At 66.7% G+C, this 17,843-nt stretch carries 15 protein-coding genes; 2 read left to right on the top strand and 13 right to left on the bottom strand.

All coding sequences use genetic code 11. The features are described 5' to 3' along the window. The first annotated feature begins 117 nt into the window (after positions 1 to 117). Together CLD20_RS13455 and CLD20_RS13450 are read left to right on the top strand one after the other, a co-directional pair. On the top strand, positions 118 to 1,527 hold the full coding sequence (locus CLD20_RS13455) for a mannose-1-phosphate guanylyltransferase/mannose-6-phosphate isomerase (RefSeq protein ID WP_224407165.1): 1,410 nt from the start codon (positions 118 to 120) through the stop codon (positions 1,525 to 1,527). Between the two features lie 21 nt (positions 1,528 to 1,548). After that, positions 1,549 to 3,048 carry a phosphomannomutase/phosphoglucomutase gene (locus CLD20_RS13450; RefSeq protein WP_224407164.1) on the top strand — a complete coding sequence of 500 codons (1,500 nt, stop codon included), beginning with the start codon at positions 1,549 to 1,551 and terminating at the stop codon, positions 3,046 to 3,048. Here the strand turns inward: CLD20_RS13450 and CLD20_RS13445 are convergent. From CLD20_RS13445 to CLD20_RS13385, 13 genes are all read right to left on the bottom strand, one after another. After that, positions 3,045 to 4,214 (bottom strand): glycosyltransferase family 4 protein, encoded by a 1,170-nt coding sequence (locus CLD20_RS13445; protein ID WP_224407163.1) that lies wholly within the window; start codon positions 4,212 to 4,214, stop codon positions 3,045 to 3,047. The two genes, CLD20_RS13450 and CLD20_RS13445, sit on opposite strands and share 4 nt — an antisense overlap. Continuing rightward, positions 4,204 to 6,141, bottom strand: a complete 1,938-nt coding sequence (asnB, locus tag CLD20_RS13440; RefSeq protein ID WP_224407162.1) for an asparagine synthase (glutamine-hydrolyzing) — start codon at positions 6,139 to 6,141, stop codon at positions 4,204 to 4,206. Before asnB (CLD20_RS13440) ends, CLD20_RS13445 begins: the two co-directional genes overlap by 11 nt. Before the next feature lie 49 nt (positions 6,142 to 6,190). Next, positions 6,191 to 7,378: a glycosyltransferase family 4 protein gene (locus CLD20_RS13435; RefSeq protein WP_224407161.1), complete on the bottom strand. Its 1,188-nt coding sequence runs from the start codon at positions 7,376 to 7,378 to the stop codon at positions 6,191 to 6,193. Beyond that, positions 7,371 to 8,273, bottom strand: a complete 903-nt coding sequence (locus CLD20_RS13430; protein WP_224407160.1) for a class I SAM-dependent methyltransferase — start codon at positions 8,271 to 8,273, stop codon at positions 7,371 to 7,373. Before CLD20_RS13430 ends, CLD20_RS13435 begins: the two co-directional genes overlap by 8 nt. Before the next feature lie 8 nt (positions 8,274 to 8,281). Further along, positions 8,282 to 10,144, bottom strand: coding sequence for an asparagine synthase (glutamine-hydrolyzing) (gene asnB / locus CLD20_RS13425; RefSeq protein ID WP_224407159.1), 1,863 nt, complete (start codon positions 10,142 to 10,144; stop codon positions 8,282 to 8,284). After that, positions 10,144 to 11,256 carry a glycosyltransferase gene (locus CLD20_RS13420; RefSeq protein WP_224407158.1) on the bottom strand — a complete coding sequence of 371 codons (1,113 nt, stop codon included), beginning with the start codon at positions 11,254 to 11,256 and terminating at the stop codon, positions 10,144 to 10,146. Before CLD20_RS13420 ends, asnB (CLD20_RS13425) begins: the two co-directional genes overlap by 1 nt. A 73-nt stretch (positions 11,257 to 11,329) precedes the next feature. Then, entirely contained in the window at positions 11,330 to 11,938 is a 609-nt protein-coding gene (locus CLD20_RS13415) for a methyltransferase domain-containing protein (protein ID WP_224407157.1), read from the bottom strand. Between the two features lie 42 nt (positions 11,939 to 11,980). Then, positions 11,981 to 12,718 (bottom strand): glycosyltransferase family 2 protein, encoded by a 738-nt coding sequence (locus tag CLD20_RS13410; protein WP_224407156.1) that lies wholly within the window; start codon positions 12,716 to 12,718, stop codon positions 11,981 to 11,983. Continuing rightward, positions 12,715 to 13,701 carry a GDP-L-fucose synthase gene (locus CLD20_RS13405; protein WP_224407155.1) on the bottom strand — a complete coding sequence of 329 codons (987 nt, stop codon included), beginning with the start codon at positions 13,699 to 13,701 and terminating at the stop codon, positions 12,715 to 12,717. The genes CLD20_RS13410 and CLD20_RS13405 overlap by 4 nt, the downstream gene beginning before the upstream one ends. Further along, positions 13,688 to 14,755: a GDP-mannose 4,6-dehydratase gene (gene gmd / locus CLD20_RS13400; RefSeq protein ID WP_370636888.1), complete on the bottom strand. Its 1,068-nt coding sequence runs from the start codon at positions 14,753 to 14,755 to the stop codon at positions 13,688 to 13,690. The genes CLD20_RS13405 and gmd overlap by 14 nt, the downstream gene beginning before the upstream one ends. Further along, complete coding sequence (locus CLD20_RS13395; RefSeq protein ID WP_224407153.1) at positions 14,748 to 15,737, bottom strand: hypothetical protein; 990 nt, start codon at positions 15,735 to 15,737, stop codon at positions 14,748 to 14,750. Before CLD20_RS13395 ends, gmd begins: the two co-directional genes overlap by 8 nt. 27 nt (positions 15,738 to 15,764) lie before the next feature. Beyond that, the gene (locus tag CLD20_RS13390) at positions 15,765 to 17,048 is read right to left on the bottom strand and encodes a glycosyltransferase (RefSeq protein WP_224407152.1); all 1,284 of its coding nucleotides are present in this window, start codon (positions 17,046 to 17,048) and stop codon (positions 15,765 to 15,767) included. Continuing rightward, entirely contained in the window at positions 17,045 to 17,800 is a 756-nt protein-coding gene (locus CLD20_RS13385; RefSeq protein ID WP_224407151.1) for a bifunctional 2-polyprenyl-6-hydroxyphenol methylase/3-demethylubiquinol 3-O-methyltransferase UbiG, read from the bottom strand. Before CLD20_RS13385 ends, CLD20_RS13390 begins: the two co-directional genes overlap by 4 nt. Positions 17,801 to 17,843: the final 43 nt, after the last annotated feature.

The following is a 17,843-nucleotide window of genomic DNA, read 5'->3' as shown; positions in this document are numbered from 1 at the left end:
CTCCCGAAATGCCGGTTCCCCGCGGCTGGAAGACGGTCCTGCCGAGCACAAGACGGGTTGAACAGGCGACGGAAAGCTGCCATCGCTCCGGGCGAATTGTTCTGGAGTGTCGCCAGGATGGCGCGGATTACCCCCCTTATCATGTGCGGCGGCGCCGGGACGCGCCTCTGGCCGGCTTCCCGGGTTTCCGCTCCCAAGCAGTTCATCAACCTCTTCGGCACCCAGTCCACCTTCCAGGACACCATCGCCCGCGTCAGCGATCCGGAGCTCTTCGCCCAGCCCGTCGTCGTCACGGGCCACGACTATCGCCACATGGTGGCCGACCAGCTCTCGGTCATTGGCGCGGAGGCCTCGATCCTGCTCGAACCCTCGCGCCGCGATTCCGGCCCGGCGATCGCCGCCGGCGCACATTTCATCGCCGAGGACGATCCTGAAGCACTCGTGATGGTGCTGGCCGCCGACCATGTGGTGGGTGACGTGGAAGCCTTCCGCGCCGCAGCGCGAAAGGCGGCCGCAAGCGCACAAACCGGCCGGATCGTCACCTTCGGTGTCCGGCCGGACTACCCGGCCACCGGGTACGGCTACATCCGGCCCGGCGAGGAGAGCGCCGTGCCGGGCGTGCTTGAGCTTTCCGCCTTCGTGGAGAAGCCGGACGCGGCGCGCGCCGAGGAATACGTCGCCGCCGGCTATCTCTGGAACTCCGGCAACTTTCTCTTTCGCGCGGACACGCTGCTTGCCGAATACGCCAAGCTGGATCAGGAAACCGTCGAAGCCGCCGCACAGTCGGTCGCCGGGTCCACGCGCGACCTCGGCTTCATCGTTCTCGATGCGCCGAGCTTCAACAAGACAAAGGCGATGTCGATCGACTTCGCCGTCATGGAGAAGACGAAGGCGGCCTGCGTCGTGCCCGTCTCCATGGCCTGGTCGGATGTCGGGTCCTGGCACGCGGTGTGGGAGCTGACGGAAAAGGACGAAGAGGGCAATGCGGCCCGTGGCGATGCCGTCTTCCTCGACGCACAGAACAACTACGTCTCGGCGGAGGACCTCGTGTGCCTCGTCGGCGTCTCGAACCTCGCCGTGGTGCAGACGCGCGACGCGACGCTCGTCTTCGATCGCTCCAAGGGCGAGGCGGTGCGCTCGCTCGTGGCCGAGCTCAAGAGCCGCGGGCGCAACGAGGTGGATGACCATACCCAGGTCTTTCGCCCCTGGGGCTCCTACCAGGGGATCGATCACGGCGACCGCTTTCAGGTGAAGCGCATCGTCGTCAAGCCTGGCGGCAAGCTCTCGCTCCAGAAGCATTTCCATCGCGCCGAGCATTGGGTCGTCGTGCGCGGCGCCGCCCTGGTGACGGTGGGAAATGAGGAAAAGCTGGTGCGCGAGAACGAGTCGACCTTCATCCCGCTCGGTGCCCTCCACCGGCTGGAGAACCCCGGCAAGATCCCGCTCGAACTCATCGAGGTGCAATCGGGCTCCTATCTCGGCGAGGACGATATCGTCCGGCTCGAGGACGTCTATAACCGCACCTGATTTCCCAGCCCCAGGTTCCGCATGCTGCCGAAGCCGCTCGCCCAGATCGCACCCAATTCCTACGCCTACGAGACCGTGCCGCTCGTCAAGCCGACGGGCTTTCGCGAATACGACGCGCGCTGGCTCTTCGGCGAGGAGATCAACCTCATGGGCGTGCAGGCGCTCGGGATGGGGCTCGGCACGCTCGTCCACGAGCTCGGGGTCAGGCCGGATATCGTCACCGGCCATGACTTCCGGGGCTATTCCGCCTCCATCAAGCTGGCGCTCATCGCCGGCATGATGGCCGCCGGCCTGCGCGTCAAGGATGTCGGCCTGGCGCTGTCGCCGATGGCCTATTTCGGGCAGTTCGCGCTTGATTGTCCCTGCGTGGCGATGGTCACGGCCTCGCATAACGACAATGGCTGGACCGGCGTGAAGATGGGCGCCAACCGGCCGCTCACCTTCGGCCCCGACGAAATGAGCCGGCTGAAGGAGATCGTCCTTTCCGGCTCCGCCGTCACGCGGCCCGGCGGCAGCTACGAGTTCGTCTCGGGCTTTGCCGAGGCCTATCTCGCCGAACTCGCCGAGCGGCCCAGGCTCTCCCGCAAACTGAAGGTGGTCGCTGCCTGCGGCAACGGCACGGCCGGCGCCTTCGCGCCGGGCCTGCTGGAGAGGATCGGCTGCGAGGTCGTACCCCTCGACTGCGAGCTCGACCACACCTTCCCGAATCACAATCCCAACCCGGAAGACCTTGCGATGCTGCACGCGCTGGCAGCCAAGGTCACGGAGACGGGCGCCGATCTCGGTCTTGCCTTCGACGGCGACGGCGACCGCTGCGGCGTCGTCGACGAGGCCGGCAGGGAGATCTTCGCCGACAAGATCGGGGTCATGCTCGCCCGCGACCTCGCCTCCATCCATCCAGGCGCGCAGTTCGTCGTCGACGTGAAGTCGACCGGCCTCTTCTCCGCCGATCCGGAGCTGCAGCGCCTCGGGGCTCAGACCGACTACTGGAAAACCGGCCATTCCTACATCAAGGCGCGGGTGAAGGAGCGCGGCGCACTCGCCGGTTTCGAGAAGTCCGGCCACTTCTTCTTCAACGCACCGGTGGGGCGCGGCTACGACGACGGACTCCTGACCGCCATCACCATTCTGGAGATGCTCGACCGCAACCTGGACAAGTCGATCGGCGACCTCTATGCGGCCCTGCCGCGGACCTGGGGCTCTCCGACCATGTCGCCGAAATGCTCCGACGAGACGAAATACGGCGTCGTCGAGCGGGTGACGGCGCGGCTCGCGGCCCTGCACGAGGCCGGCGAGAAGCTGGCGGGGGGAGAGATTAAAGGGATCGTGACCGTCAACGGTGCGCGCGTGACGCTCGCCGACGGCACCTGGGGGCTGGTGCGCGCCTCGTCCAACAAGCCGGAACTGGTGGTCGTCGTCGAAAGCCCGGTTTCGGAGGAACGCATGCGCGCCATGTTCTCCGCGCTCGATGCGATCCTGCGCGAGAACCCGGAAGTCGGCGCCTACAACCAGTCGCTCTAGGCGGACGGGCCTCGCGGCGAGGCCCCCGGCAAGAGGCTTCCGTAGAGCGCCATCGTCTGCTCCACGATCCGCCCCTGCTCGAAATGCTCCTCGATGAGGAGGCGTGCACCCTCCCCCAACCGCTCGCGCAGCGGACGATCCGATATCAAGCGCTCCAGCGCATCCGCCAGCGCCGCCGGGTCCGCCGGCGGGACCAGACAGCCGCTGGCGCCCTCCACGGCGATGTCGCGATTGCCGGCCACGTCGGTCGCCACGATCGGCCGCCTGCAGGCGGCGGCTTCCAGCAGCGATTTCGGCAGGCCCTCGCCGCCCAGCGACGGCAGCGCGGCAATATCGGCCCGCCTCCAGACGGTGCGGACATCGGCGCAATTGCCAAGCCATTTGATCTGCGGCCGCTTCGCCCACTCGGCGAGACGCTGCGGAGAAATGGAGGACCTGTTATCCGGGTCCGGCCCCCCTGCGAGCAGGAGCCTGTGAGGCACGCCGCGCGAGACGAGGATTTCGGAGGCACGGACCAGATCCTCGACCCCCTTGATGGCGATCATGCGCGCGACGAAGCCGATCGTCACGGTCTCGTCGGCGGGCAGCGGCAGCGGGGCGAATTTAGCCCCGTCCACGCCGGAGCCGCGGATGATGGCGGTCTTCGCCCGCTTCAGGAACCTCTTCTCCACCAGGACGCGGCGGTCGTCCTCGTTCTGAAGGAGAACGACGGCATCCTTGCGGTCGATCGCGACGAGGAAGACGGCGCGCATCGCCAGACGGACAAGCTCCGACTTCCAGGACCGGTCCGTAAAGCCGAAACCGAGGCCGGTGATTGCGAAGACGCGTGCGGCGCGATGGCCGATGCGCGAGGCGAGGCCGCCGAAGATCACCGGCTTCAACGAAACGGCATGCAGGATGTCGGGCCTGATACGGCCCAGGAGGCTGCGGATTTCGAGGATCGCCCTCACAGCACCGGCGGGGCCGTCTCCGCGGCGACGCCATCGCAGCGGATGGACGGTGAAGCCCTCCCTCTCCAGAGCCTCGCCATGCGCCGATATCCGGGTCGCAACATGCACGCTCATCCCCGCATCGCGCGCGGCGCGCGCGATCGGCAGGCGATGCGATACGAAGTACCAGTCTTCCGTCACCAGGAAGAGGATGACCGGCGCACGCTCAGCGCACATCGTAGCGCTCGCGCCACGCCTGGAACATCATGAGGTTCCACAGAATGGTCTCGCGGTTGGCCCGGCCGGCCTGATGCTCCCCCCAGAGCCTTGCGACCTCGTCGGGGTCGAACATGCCCTCGTCGCGGATGCGTGAGGGCGCGAGCAGCTCTTCCGCCCAGCCGCGCAGCGGACCGCGGATCCAGGCCGCCGTCGGAACCGAAAAGCCCATCTTCGGCCGATCGAACAGGGCGCGCGGCACGTGGCGTTCGAGCACCTGCCGCAAGAGCCACTTCGTCTGTCCGTCCCGCATCACGAAGCGGCGCGGCAGGCTGAGGGCGAAGGCGACCAGGCGATGGTCGAGCAGCGGCTCGCGCGCCTCCAGCGAGACGGCCATCGAGGTGCGATCGACCTTCACCATGATGTCGTCGGGCAGATAGGTGCGCATGTCGTAGTAACGCATGCGCGTGAGGAAGGAATCGACGTCGCCCGCCAGCGAGGGGTCGGTTGAGAAAGTCCGCCCGTCCTCGCAGCCCACGAGGCGATCGGCCGACGGCCAGACCTCGGATATCCGCCGATGCAGCTCGTCGGCCGAAGAAACCGCGAAGAGCGCCGCCGCCCGGTGAAGCTTGCGGCCGGGTGAAAGCGGCCTTCGCGAGCGCGGCAGGAGGCCCGCGATCCTGTCGAGCCACGGCTCGGGCACGGCGGTGACGAGGCCCCCGGCAAGCCGGCGCAGGGGTTTCGGTCCCTGGCCGAGCCGCCGCCAGATCGCTTCCGTCATGAAATAGCGCGGATAGCCGCCGAAGAGTTCGTCCCCGCCATCGCCGCTGAGGGCCACCGTCACGTGCTGGCGGGCCATCCGGGCGACCAGATAGGTCGGCAGTTGCGAGGGGTCCGCAAACGGCTCGTCGAACCAGTCGGGAATCTGCGTGACGGCATCGAGCGCGTCCCGGCCGGATAGGTAGAGTTCGGTGTGGTCGGTGCCGAGGTGGCGCGCGACGGCCTTGGCCGCGGGGGCCTCGTCGAACTCCTTTTCCTCGAAGCCGATGGAGAAGGTGCGCACCGGGCGATCGGACATCGCCTGCATGAGAGCGACGACGACCGATGAATCGATGCCGCCGGAAAGGAAGGCCCCCAGCGGAACGTCGGAGACCATGCGCGCCGAGACGGAGGCGCGAAGGATCGCCTCCAGCCTGTCCACGGCTTCGCCATCGCCCGTCTCAAGGGGGTTGGCCGCCGCCTCCGCCGCGACCTTTCGCAGGTCCCAGTAGCGCTCGCGCCGGACCGCGCCATCGTTGGCGACATGGACGACCATGCCCGGCTCGACCTGCTCGACGTCGCGGAAGACGGTCGATGGCGCGGGAATGTAGGAATAGCGCAGGAAACCGGCCACCGACCGGCGGTCGAGCTCGCCGCGCCAGGCCGGATGGCGCATCAGCGCCTTCAGCTCGGAGCCGAACAGAACGGTATCGCCGCAACGCGTCCAGTAGAGCGGCTTGACGCCCATCCGGTCGCGCACCAGCGAGAGCATGCGCGCATGCCGGTCCCAGAGGGCGAAGGCGAACATGCCGACGAAGCGCTCGAGCGCCGGGCAAATCCCCCATTCGCGGATCGCCGCCAGCATGACCTCGGTGTCCGAGCCGCCGCGGAATGCGTGTCCCGCCGCCTGCAGGTCGCGCCGGATCTCCGCGAAATTATAGACCTCGCCGTTGAACGTGATGACGAAACGGCCGTCCGCCGAATGCATCGGCTGGTGGCCGGCTTCCGATACGTCGATGATGGCAAGGCGACGATGGCCGAGGCCGATGCCGGCCTCTGGATCGACAAACGCGCCCGACCCGTCCGGTCCGCGATGCGCGATCGCATCGGTCATCGCGAGAAGCTGCGAGGAAAGATCCTCGCCGCGCGTCTTCGCCGCCAGGTCGAAGAATCCCGCTATGCCGCACATGGCGAAAATCCCCAAAACGTCCCGGAAAGGAAGGTCTGAAACAGCGTCGTCATGTCTGTGCGGAGGATCGGTCTTTTTGCGTGGCGGCGCCGCTGCCACCGACCTTGCGGCCGTCCGAATGGAGCTTCCTGGCGATAGCGGCCAGTTCGTCGGTGATGTGTTCCCACGAAAAGCGCGTGGAGGCCAGCCGCAAACCGTGCGCGGAGGCCCTCTCATAGGCCTGCGGGTCGTCCAGCAGCACCTTCAGGGCCGCCGCGAAGTCCTCCCCGGAAAAGCCCGAAGCGACGACGCCGGCCGCCCCGCCGTCGATCTGTTCGACGAGCCCGCCGATGGGCGTCGTCACCACCGGCACGCCGGCCGCGACGGAGGCCGCGATGACGCCGGACTGGCTCGCCTCGCGATAGGAGAGCGCACAAATGTCGGCGCGCTCGAAGATGCCGCCGAACTCGTTCTCCTCGATCCAGCGGTTCTCTATGCGCACCGATTTGAGTCCGGCGAGCGCGTCGCGATATTCGCCGATATTGCCGGCGCCCCAGATTTCCAGCGTGACGGGCCGGCCCTCCGCCTCCAGCCGGGCCATGGCGGCAAGCAGGATGTCGAGCCCCTTGTAGGGAAGGATGCGGCCGAAGAACAACACACGCACGGGCCGGTCGGCGGGCAGGGCCCGCGGGCTCGCGGCCGCCGCGTCGAGATGGATGCCGAGGGGAACGCTCCAGGTCCGCTCGGGCGGGAAATCGTAGAGCGACAGGAGGCGTTCGCGCACGGATTGCGTCATCGTCACGATGCCGTCGGCGGCGCCGATATCGCGGCGCAGGAGGATGTCGCGCATCTTCCCCTCCTCGCCCGGATGGCGGGCGGCGTCATGAACGGCGAGAAGGTATTTCGATCCGGCGCGGCCGATCGCGGGCGCCAGCGCCGAGCCCCAGAGGAAGTCCATCGTATTGTAGACGACGTCGATCCGGTTCTCGCGCAGGAAGCGGACCAGCTTGTGCCGGAGAAACGGCAGGCGGAGCGAGCCGAGGGCAAAGCCCGTCATGTCGCGGTAGGTGTCGACGTGGAAGGACGGCAGGCCGAGCGCATCCGCTTCGGCGAACAGCTCCGACTGGCGCGAAAGGGAAAGATAGAGATCGATGTCGCCGCGCCGCTTCAGCTCTCGCGCGAGCTCCATCGTGTAGCGCGGCCCGCCGCCGCGCCGTCCCCAGTACCAGAGGAGGAGCCGGAGCGGCCTGTCAGCCATCGTTGCCTCGGCCGCGTCCACCGGGCGTGCCGTGCACCATGACGAGGTCGAACTCGCAGATGCGCAGCTCCTCGTCGCTTCGCCCGCGAAACGTCTCGTGAAGGGCGGCGCGCTCGATCGGCATCTGCGGCCAGAGGGCGCTCTCGAGTTCGACCGTCGAAAAGCCCGCACGGGTGAAGGCCTCGACGATCTCGGCCTGGCTCATCCGGTTGGTGTAGAAGCCGGCGCCGCGCCAGCCCGGGCTCTCCCAGCGTTCGGGAGAAAAGCGCAGGTTGTTGAGCCCTCCCCCGAGATGGTCGCGCAGGTCGACGGCATGGGACATGACGCCGTCCGGGGCGAGGATGCGCGCAAACTCGGCCGCCATGGCGTCGAACTCGTCGGCGAAGACATGCTCCAGCACCACGGAGCTCCAGATGAGATCGACGCTGGCGTCGGGGATCGTGGCGAGCGAGCGGACGCCTTGCGTGAGATAACGGGCGCCGAGCGCGGCGAGGATCTCCTCCATGCCGGCATCGGCGGGCAGGGACAGCGATCCGAGACCGTCCCGGCTCAGCGCCCGCTCCAGATCGTAGAAGAGAGCGGGGCTCTCATCAGCGAAGCGACCGGCATCGACCAGGTAGGTGCGCGAGGCGCCGAACGCCTTCGCAACACCGGCCGAGAGCAGCGAATCGCCCGGTCCGAGCTCCAGCACGGTGAAGCCCGGCCGCATCGGGCGGACGGCGTTCGCCTTGTCGTAATGCGCCCGGAATGCGCCGATGGCGCGCGCCGGGTCGGCCATATCGCCGTGGCGGAAGACGCCGATGCGCTTCCAGAAGCCATAGGGGACGGGAGCGCGCGAAAGGGCGAGCTTGATCGCGATCTTGCTCCACCAGGGAATGCGTGCGCCGGTCGCCATCGCAGCGCTCACGCGGCGCAGGCGCGGGCGCGCGCGCCGCGGCCCTCGCGCCATTGCAGATAGACCAGCACCGCCCAAAGCAGCACCGAATGGTCGGCCACGCCGGCGCGATGCTCGTCGAGAAGCCTTGAGAGAACGCCAGGATCGAAACGCGTCTGCGAGCCCGCCATATCGGCCAGACGCTCGCGCAGCATCCCCTCCCGGAACCATTGCCGTATCGGCATCAGGAAACCCATCTTTCGCCTGTGGAGAATTTCGGCCGGCAGCTCCGCCGAGAACGCATCGCGGAGGATCCGCTTGCGAACGCTCCCTTTCATGCGGAAATCGTCCGGCAAGGAAAGGGCAAATTCCACCAGATCGCTGTCGAGATAGGGAAGGCGCGCCTCGATGCCGAACATCATGCCGGCGATGTCGACCTTGCGCAGCATGTCGTTCGGCAGGTTGAAGGCGATGTCGACCTCCTGGATGTCGCGCAGGGAGCCGCTCCTCGTCTTGCCGACGCTGGCCGCGATCGCCCCGTTGAGGTCGACATCGAGACCGAGCGCGGCAAGATCGGCCCGCCGGGCATAGCTGCGCCAGTGCAGGTACTCCGCCAGCGGATCCTCCGAGAGGCTGGCATGGAAGAGCGCCGCCGCGCGCAGGCGGGGCTCGCGAATCGCGGCCGGGTTGGAATGCGCGGGAACGGTCCTGAGGAGCCGCTTCAGGAGGTGCGGCAGGCGGGCGCTCGCGCGCATGGAGGCATAGATGCCGTAGCCGGCGAAGACCTCGTCGGCGCCGTCGCCGCCGAGCACGACCTTCTCCTCGATATGCGACATCAGGAAGGCGGTCGGCACGAGCGAGGAATCGGCGAGCGGCTCGCTCAGCCGTTCGAACATTTGCCCGGTGAAGGCGAGGAGATCGTCAACGCGCGCCGGGATCAGCCGGTGCTCGATATGAGGCAGCCGGCTCGCCAGCGCCGAGGCATAGACACCTTCATCGAAAGCCGGATCGTCCGGGAAGGAGAGTGAATAGGCGGTGACCGGCTTCTCCGACACGCTGGAGGCAACGGAGGTCACGATGGAGGAATCGAGCCCGCCTGAAAGAAGCGTGGCGACGGGGACGTCGGCCGTCTTCAGGCGCAGGTCCGTCGCGGCGATCACCTGCCGGCGCACCTCGGCGACGGCACTCTCGTATGAGATCGAGGCGCGCCGCGCGGGTGCGGACGGGATGGTGTAGTAGCGGCCCTCCTCGCGCTTCAGGTCGCTGCCGTAGCGCCTCCACGCGCCGGGCTCGATCTGGGTCACGCCACGGAGCGGCGCATAGGGGGCGGGCACGTAGGAGAGCCGCATATAGAGGCCGATGGCGAGGGGATCCTCCTCCAGCGGGGCGGGCGCTAGCGCCTCAAGGCCCGAAATCTCGGATGCGAAGCTGACCAGCGAGGGCGTCTCGTGGACGAAAAGCGGCTTTTCGCCGAATCGGTCGCGGGCAAGAAGCAGCGAGCCGTCGCGCGCGTCCACGAGGCCGAAGGCGAACATGCCTTCCACCTTATCGAGGAAGGCGATGCCCTCGCTCAGCAGGCCGGCGAGCAGGACTTCGGTATCGGAGGTCGTGGAAAAGGTCTCGCCGGCGCTGCGCAGTTTGTCCGCCAGCGCGCGGAAATTATAGATCTCGCCGTTGAAGACGATCGTCAGCGGTCCGCGCTGCATCGGCTGGTGCGCGCGCGGATCGAGATCGAGGATCGACAGACGGCGATGCCCGAGGAGGACCCTTTCTCCGCGCCATGTCGCCTTCGCATCCGGGCCGCGATGGGCGAGCGCGGCGAGGGCCGCCTGCTCAGCGGCCGCGCCGACCGTGCCGATGCCTGGGCCGAAAGCTCCGAAGATCCCGCACATCACGCCGCCTCCCGCGCCAGCCTGCGATAGACATCGAGATAGCGCCCCCGCGCCACCTCGATCGAGTATTGGCTCTCCACGCGCCGGCGCGCATTCGCGGCCATCTCCTCGCGCAGGCCCGCATCCTCGATCAGCCGCCCGACGGCCTTGGCGATCGTTTCACAATCGCCGGGGGTGACAAAGCCGGTGACGCCGTTTTCGTGGCACTCGCTCACGCCCGGCGCTTCGGCAACGACAGAGGGAAGGCCCATCGCCATCGCCTCCAGGACCGCGTTGCTCATCCCCTCCCAGGCCGAGGCGTTGACGAAGACATCGGCGTTCTTCAAGAGCACCGGCACGTCGTTGCGGTGTCCGAAAAACGTGACACGTCCGTCAACCCCGAGACTCTTTGCAAGATCTTCGAGGGCAGCGCGCTCCGTGCCGTCGCCGACAACCCATAGAACGAGATCGGGATGCGCCGGCGAAAGCCGCGCCAGCGCCTCGATCAGGAGCGCCTGGCGCTTGTGCGGCAGGAGCCGGCCGACCGCAATCAGAACGCGCCCCTTTGGTGGGGGGACATCTGCCGCCGCCGTCGCACGTTCTTCCAGCCGCGCCATGTCGACGCCGTTCTCCAACGCCACCACCCTTTCGGGCGGCGCCAGCCCCTCCAGGGAGCGGGCAACTGCGCGCGAATTACCGGCAAGCAGGGCAAAGGGGCGATAGAGCAGCCGGGCAAGGCCGCTCCTGCCCGACGCCTTGGCGATCCGGTGCACGTACAGGAAGCGGATCGAACGACCGCGCAGCACGGCGAGCGGCCAGGCGACCAGTGCGGCCTGGATGCCGTGGACGACGCAGACCTCGGCGCGGAGCCGATGCGCGAGGCGGGCAAGGCGCCATTGCAGGAGCGGCAAAATCGGCAGGAGGGCGAGCACTTCCTGCCAGGCGCCGCCGGTCTTCCTCTCGCTCGGCCAGAGGTCGAACATGCGAAGCTCGACCCCGCGCGCGGCAAAGAGCGCACGGCAGGTGCCGTCGCGATAGACGAAGGCGAAGGATTCGCTGACATCGCCATCCGGTCCGCTCGCAAAATAGCTCGCAAGCTGGTTCTCGCCGCCATGCGCGCCATAGGTGCGCATCACGTGAAGGACCTCGATGGCCTTGCCGCCTGTCAGACCGCCCTCCCCTGGGACATCGGGACCGGGCGGCGCTTCAAGCGACCGCCTTCGCTTCGATCATCGCCGTCTGCGAGAACAGTTTCGACGAGCCGTGCAGATAGTCCACCCGGTCGAGCGCAAAGCCGGCGACCTTCAGGAAATAGGCGACGAGGTGCATGTTCGGGATGAAGATGTGCTGGTCGTACAGCGGGTGGTTGTCGTTCCAGTTCGGGCCGAAAAACCCGCTGAAGCGGCCGGAAACGGCGTATCCCACGATGCTGCGCAGATTGTGCACGTTCGGGAAGGTGAGGATCAGCCGGGTCTGGGGCGTTGAAAGGCGCCTTGCCTCGACCAGAAACTGATGCGGGTTGACGAGGTGCTCCAGCACCTCCGTCGCCACGATGGTGTCGAAGGTGCGTCCGGCAAGGCGAGCCGACCAGCCCTTCTCGGCCAGATCGACCTCCTCGACCGCAAGGGCACCCTCCGGCACGGAGATGTTCCAGCCAACGCCGGCGAGATCGGTGAAGCCCATCTCGGCGAGGCGCTCCAGCAAGAGACCGCCGCCGCAGCCGAGATCCACGACAGAGGCCTTCGTGCCCTTCGGTCCCGCCGCCACGCGCTCGCTCACCCCTTTGCGGATGGCAAGGCTGTTCGGATCGTGCATCGGGCTTCCTTTCGAGATTTCCGTCGTTCGAGGCCGGCTGGCTCAACCGCGCTGTCGGGCGCCCGTGCGGGCCTTCCACCAGAGCCGACGCGACAGGCGCAGGCCCTCCGCGGCAGCTGAAGGCAGACCGTGACGTTTGGTGACGAGGGCAAATTCGTCGAGCGAGCCTGCAAGGTCGGTCGCCGAGAAACCGCCCTGGTCCATGCAGGTTAGCGGGATCGGCACATGCTTGACCGGGTAGCGCTTGACCATGCGGAGAATGAAATCGTGGTCGGCGGCAATCTTCAGAGTGTCGTCGAACGCGCCGAGGCTACGATATTGCTGCCTTGAAACGATCAGGCCGGGATGCGGCAGGAAGGCCGAGATGTAGAGCATCCAGGGCTTCACCGTGCGGCTCTGCAAAACGGTGGAGCCGTCTGCATAGACGCGGATGAGGTCGAAATAGTTCGTCCTCTGCGGATCGAGGTGCGGGACCGCACGCTCCAGCACGTCCGGCGCCACATACCAGTCGTCGGCGTTGAGGAGATGGATCCATTCGCCCCTTGCGCGGACCACCCCCTTGTTCATGGCGTCGTAGATGCCCTTGTCCGGCTCGCTGAAGAAGGAGAGCCGGGAGCCATAGCTTTCCAGGATGGCGAGCGTTCCGTCGCTCGAGCCGCCGTCAACGACGAGATATTCGAAATCGCCGAAGCTCTGGGCGAGGACGCTGTCGATGGTTCGCCGCAAAGTCTTTTCCGCGTTGTAGCAGACGGTGACGACGGAAAGCTTCGGCCCGCTCAAGCGCCGTTCGCCGCATAGCCGCGCACGCCTCCGTTCTCCAGCTGGCCCAGAAACCACGCATAGGTCTCGGCGAGCCCTTCGCGCAGACCGATCCGTGCCCGCCAGCCGAGCCCATTCAGCGTCGACACGTCGAGGAGCTTCTGCGGCGCCCCATCCGGCCGGCTGGTGTCGCAGATGATGCGCCCTTCAAAACCGACCGTCTCGGCCACCAGCGCGGCCAGCTCGGCAATCGTCAGGTCGGAGCCGAAACCGACATTCACATGCGCCATGCCCGAATAGTGCTTGAGCAGGAACACGAGTGCGTCGGCACAGTCGTCCACATGCAGGAACTCGCGGCGCGGCTTGCCGGTGCCCCAGATGGTCACCTCCTCCGCGCCACTTCTCGACGCGTCGTGAAAACGGCGCATCAGGCCCGGAATGACGTGCGAGCCCTCGGCATCGAAATTGTCGCCCGGGCCATAGAGGTTGGTCGGCATGGCGCTGATGAAGTCGCAGCCTTCCTGCTCGCGGTACGCCTGGCACTGCATCAAGCCTGCGATCTTGGCGATCGCGTACCAGCGATTGGTCGGCTCCAGAGGACCCGTCAGGATCGCATCCTCGGGGATCGGCTGCGGGGCGAGAACAGGATAGATGCAGGACGAACCGAGCATCAGAAGCTTGGCGACGCCCGCCTGGCGCGCCGCCTCGATGACGTTCAGCTGCAGGGCGAGATTGTCGTAGAGGAAATTCGCCGGAAAGGCGGAATTGGCGGCAATGCCCCCTACCCTGGCCGCGGCGAGGATGACGGCGTCCGGCCGCTCGCGCGCCATGAAGGCCTCCACATCGGCCTGGCGGCGAAGGTCGAGCGTGCCGTGCTCGGCACCGATGACGGTGCAATCCTCGCTGCCGAGCCGCCGGACGATGGCGGAGCCCACCATCCCACGATGGCCGGCGACGAAAACCCGTCGCCCGGCGAGTGGAAAGGCAAGCTCACTGCGGCTCACGATGAACCGCCTCCGCCCGCATCGTCTTCATGTCCGCATCGACCATCTCGGCGACCAGCTCCTCGAAGCTCGTCCGGTGCCGCCAGCCCAGCACATCGCGTGCCTTGGTCGGGTCTCCGAGGAGGAGGTCGACCTCGGTCGGCCGGAAATAGCGGGGATCTATGGACACGAGCACCTGGCCGCTTTCGACATCGACGCCCTCTTCTTCACGCCCGGATCCGCGCCACTCGATCCGTCTGCCGATGCGCGAAAAGGCGAGTTCGGTCAGCTCGCGCACGGAATGCATCTCGCCGCTCGCGATGACATAGTCGTCGGGCTCGTCCTGCTGCAGCATCAGCCACATGGCCTCGACATAGTCGCGGGCGTGGCCCCAGTCACGCTTGGCGTCGAGATTGCCGAGGAAAAGCCGGTCCTGCAGGCCGTGGGCAATCGCGGCGACCGCGCGCGTGATCTTGCGCGTGACGAAGGTTTCTCCGCGCAGTGGGCTCTCGTGGTTGAAAAGAATGCCGTTGGAGGCGTGTAGGCCATAGGCTTCGCGGTAGTTGACCGTGATCCAGTAGGCATAGAGCTTCGCCGCCGCGTAGGGGCTGCGCGGATAGAAGGGGGTCGTCTCGCGCTGCGGCGTCTCCTGCACCTTGCCGTAAAGCTCGGAGGTGGAGGCCTGATAGAAGCGCAGCCGGTCCTGCATACCCAGGAGGCGAATCGCCTCCAGAAGGCGGAGCGTGCCGATCCCGTCCGCGTTCGCCGTGTATTCGGCGGTCTCGAAGCTCACCTGCACATGGCTCTGCGCCCCGAGATTGTAGATCTCCGTCGGCTGGGTCTCCTGGATGAGCCTGACGAGGTTCAGGGAATCGGTGAGATCGCCATAGTGCAGATGAAAGCGCACGCCGCTCTCGTGCGGGTCCTGGTAGAGATGGTCGACCCGGCCCGTGTTGAAGGAGGACGAGCGTCGCTTGATGCCGTGCACGACATAGCCCTTGGCGAGCAGGAGCTCGCAAAGGTAGGCGCCGTCCTGCCCCGTAGCGCCGGTAACCAGCGCGATCTTCTCACTCACTTGCATTCACTCCCGGCCAAGGCGCGGCTGTATTCACCTCAATCAGCACCTGCGAGCCATCGGCGCTCGTCGCCAGAACGCGCCAGTCCTTGAGCGCGTAGAGCGAGCAGAACTCCCGCCATGCCCGAAACTCGTGGTTCACCGAATAGAACTCGTCGAAAAGAATGAGGTAGCGGTAGTTCAGCGGGCCGCAAAGGGTGTCGAGCACCGGCCGCGTGGAAATGTAGAGATCGGCATCGAAATGAACGAGGCGGAGATCGGCCGGCCAGCCATCCTGGAGGTAGCGTGACAGGGATTCGGCAAAGAGCCCGCTTTCGATGCGCACATTCTTCTGCGGCGGCGGCGGGAAGGCGATGCCCTGCTCGGCGTCTTCCGCGATCCTGCGGCGCGCCGCGGGATCATCCGCCCACAATTCGACCGGCGCGCCGTAGCCCTTGATCGATCCCGCCGGCAGATCGTCCCAGGCTTCCGGAAGACCCTCGAAGCAGTCGAACCCGACGAAGGACATGGAGGAAGGCAGCCGGTCCACGAAGTATTTCAGCCAGCCGCCGTTGTTGGTGCCGAATTCCAGGACGGTACCCGCATCGACGCCGCTGCGGCGCAGATGGTTGATGGCGGCATTCCAGATCGGCACCTTGCCGATCGTCTTGTCGAAGGTCGGCGTGACGATGACGCGCGGGTCGTCACGTACCTTGTCGCGCCAGAATTCCTCGAAACGCAGCGTGTTGGCGATTTTCTGAAGCAGGATGCCAGCCTTCTCGATGGCGCCGGCGCCGGGCCCGAGAAGCGTCTCCGCCCCGACGATCGTCCTGCGCGCGCGCCCGACATGCTGCGGCCTCGCCAGAGGACCGAGTGTCGCAACGGGCAGCGTTGTCCCGTCGCTTACTTCCGATTCGAGCATCACATATGGTCCCGCGATCGGCGCCAGATATTGGCACGCCACCGTTCTCAGCCGCTTGGAGAGCGCCGCCAGTTCGGGCAACGCTTCTCGGATTTGCCGTCCGGCATGTCAAGCGGAAGGCGCGCGCCTGTCCCCGGCCAGTTCCCGGAAGAGTGCGGCGTAGTTTTTCGCGCAAACCTCCAGATCGAAGCGCTCCTCGGCCATGCGTCTGGCGCCCTCGCCGAGGTCCGCGAGGCTGCCAGGCCGGGCGAGAAGGCCGGCGATCTCGCCCGCAAGAGCCTGCGTGTCGCCCGTCGGCGCAAGGGCGCCGCTTTCTCCCGGCACCACCGCGTCGGGGATGCCGCCGGCGGCAAAGGCGGCCACCGGAAGGCCGCAGCCGAGCGCCTCCAGGACGACATTGGGCAGGTTGTCTTCCAGGAAGGGCGCCACCAGCAGATCCGCGGCCGAATAGAGCCTTGCCAGCTCCTCCTCGCTGTCGAGCCGGCCGACATTGTGGACGGGAAAGCCTCCTATGCTTTCGGGTGCCTCAGCGGCCCCGCCCCCGAAGAGCGCCACGGCCACATTCGCCTCGGGCTCGAACGTGCGGAGCCTCTCCATCGTCTCGCCGAAAGCCGGAAAGCCCTTTCGCGCATCGCTCAGCGCGCCGAGCGCCCCGAACAGGATGATCCTGGCATCCTGCGGCAAGCCAAAATGCGCCCGCGCTTTTGCCTTGTCGCAGCGACGGAAGACCGAGAGATCGATGCCCGTCGGGATGTGCTCGATGCGGCATCCGGCGAAAAGGCTGGAGCGGCGTGCTTCCTCGCCTATCCAGCGGCTCGGCGCGACGACCGTCAGGTCGAGATCCGGATAGGCACGCTCGCGCTGGCGAAAGCCGATCCGGGAAAGATCCTTGTCGTGCCGGCTTCCAAGGCTCGGGCAGGCGCCGCAAGCCTGCTCGAATCCCCGGCAGGCGCCCGGATAGTGACAGCCGCCCGTGAAGGGCCACAGATCGGAGAGCCGCCAGACGATCGGACGTCCGATCGAACGCAACTGCGCCGGGCGCAGAAAGGCGCCGGCGACCCAATGCAGGCAGACGACATCGGCCCGCGAAAGGAGAGCGGGATCGATCCGTCCGTAGGAAAGGATGGACGGAGAGAAAGGCTCGCGCGTGCGCTGCGCGTAGAGACGGAGCGGCGCCGCATTCAGGAATGCCGCGATCCGGCTCCCCTCAAGGCCGAGCCAGGCCGCACGCGCCGCCGGCGCCTGCGCATCGGCCCGCAGCACGCGCCCGGCATGGAAGGTGGACGTGATCGCCTGCCGCTGCAGCGCCCGGTGAAGGCGAAAGGCGGCCTTGTTCGCCCCACCTTCGCTGTCCGATTGCGCCAGGTGCAGGATGCTGGGCGTAAAGGTCACTTTCTGGCGATAGCGACGAGGGATTGCGGCTTGCGCAGACGCGAAGCGGCCCTGCTCATGTGGTGGCGCCAGACCGGAACCGATTTCTCGCGCGGCTCGCGGAAATTTCTCGTCAGCGTGGATACGCCGCGAAACCCTGCCCCGCTCAGAGCACTCGACAGGGATGACGCACTCCAGGAGCGCATGTGCTGCCAGCGATGGAAGCGCAGATTGGAGACCGGGCAGAAGACCATGTTGTCCTCCAGCCGTTCCTCGTTCGGCGTCGTCACGACAAGAACTGCGCCAGGCCGCATCAACTCGGCCGCATTGCGGAGCATGGTGGCAAGCCAGTAGTCGTCGAGATGCTCCACCACCTCCAGCATCACGACGGCATCGAAGCGACGGCCTTCTTGCAGGAGCTCCTCCACCGAGAAGAACCCGGAGAACCCCTCCCTTTGCGCGAGAGTGACGCCGTTGCCGATGGTCGTCACATCGAAATCGGCACCGGTGACCCTGTATCCGTGGTCGAGAAGGTGGGGAACGAAATGACCGGGGCCGCAGCCGTAATCGAGCACCTCGCCGGCTTCCGGCAAGTGCTTTTTCAGGAACCGGGCGACATCGGCCCCCTTGCGATAGGAGAAATAAAGTTCGGGAAACTGGGAATAATATGCCCAGAACCGCCCGACCGTATCGTCGTTCCAGATGAGGTCCCGGGTTCCCGGCTCGGTAATCAGACTCGTCGCCTGCCCTGCTAGATCCGGCTTCGCGTTCATCGGCGGCAATCCCCAGTCTGGTCCAGCTTCCTGCCGGCTCATC

Origin of the sequence: Afifella sp. IM 167 (assembly GCF_020144925.1) — a bacterium.
Lineage (GTDB): Bacteria > Pseudomonadota > Alphaproteobacteria > Rhizobiales > Afifellaceae > Afifella.
The sequence above is the reverse complement of the archived record's forward strand: the minus strand, read 5'-3'. Positions and strand labels throughout refer to the sequence as shown.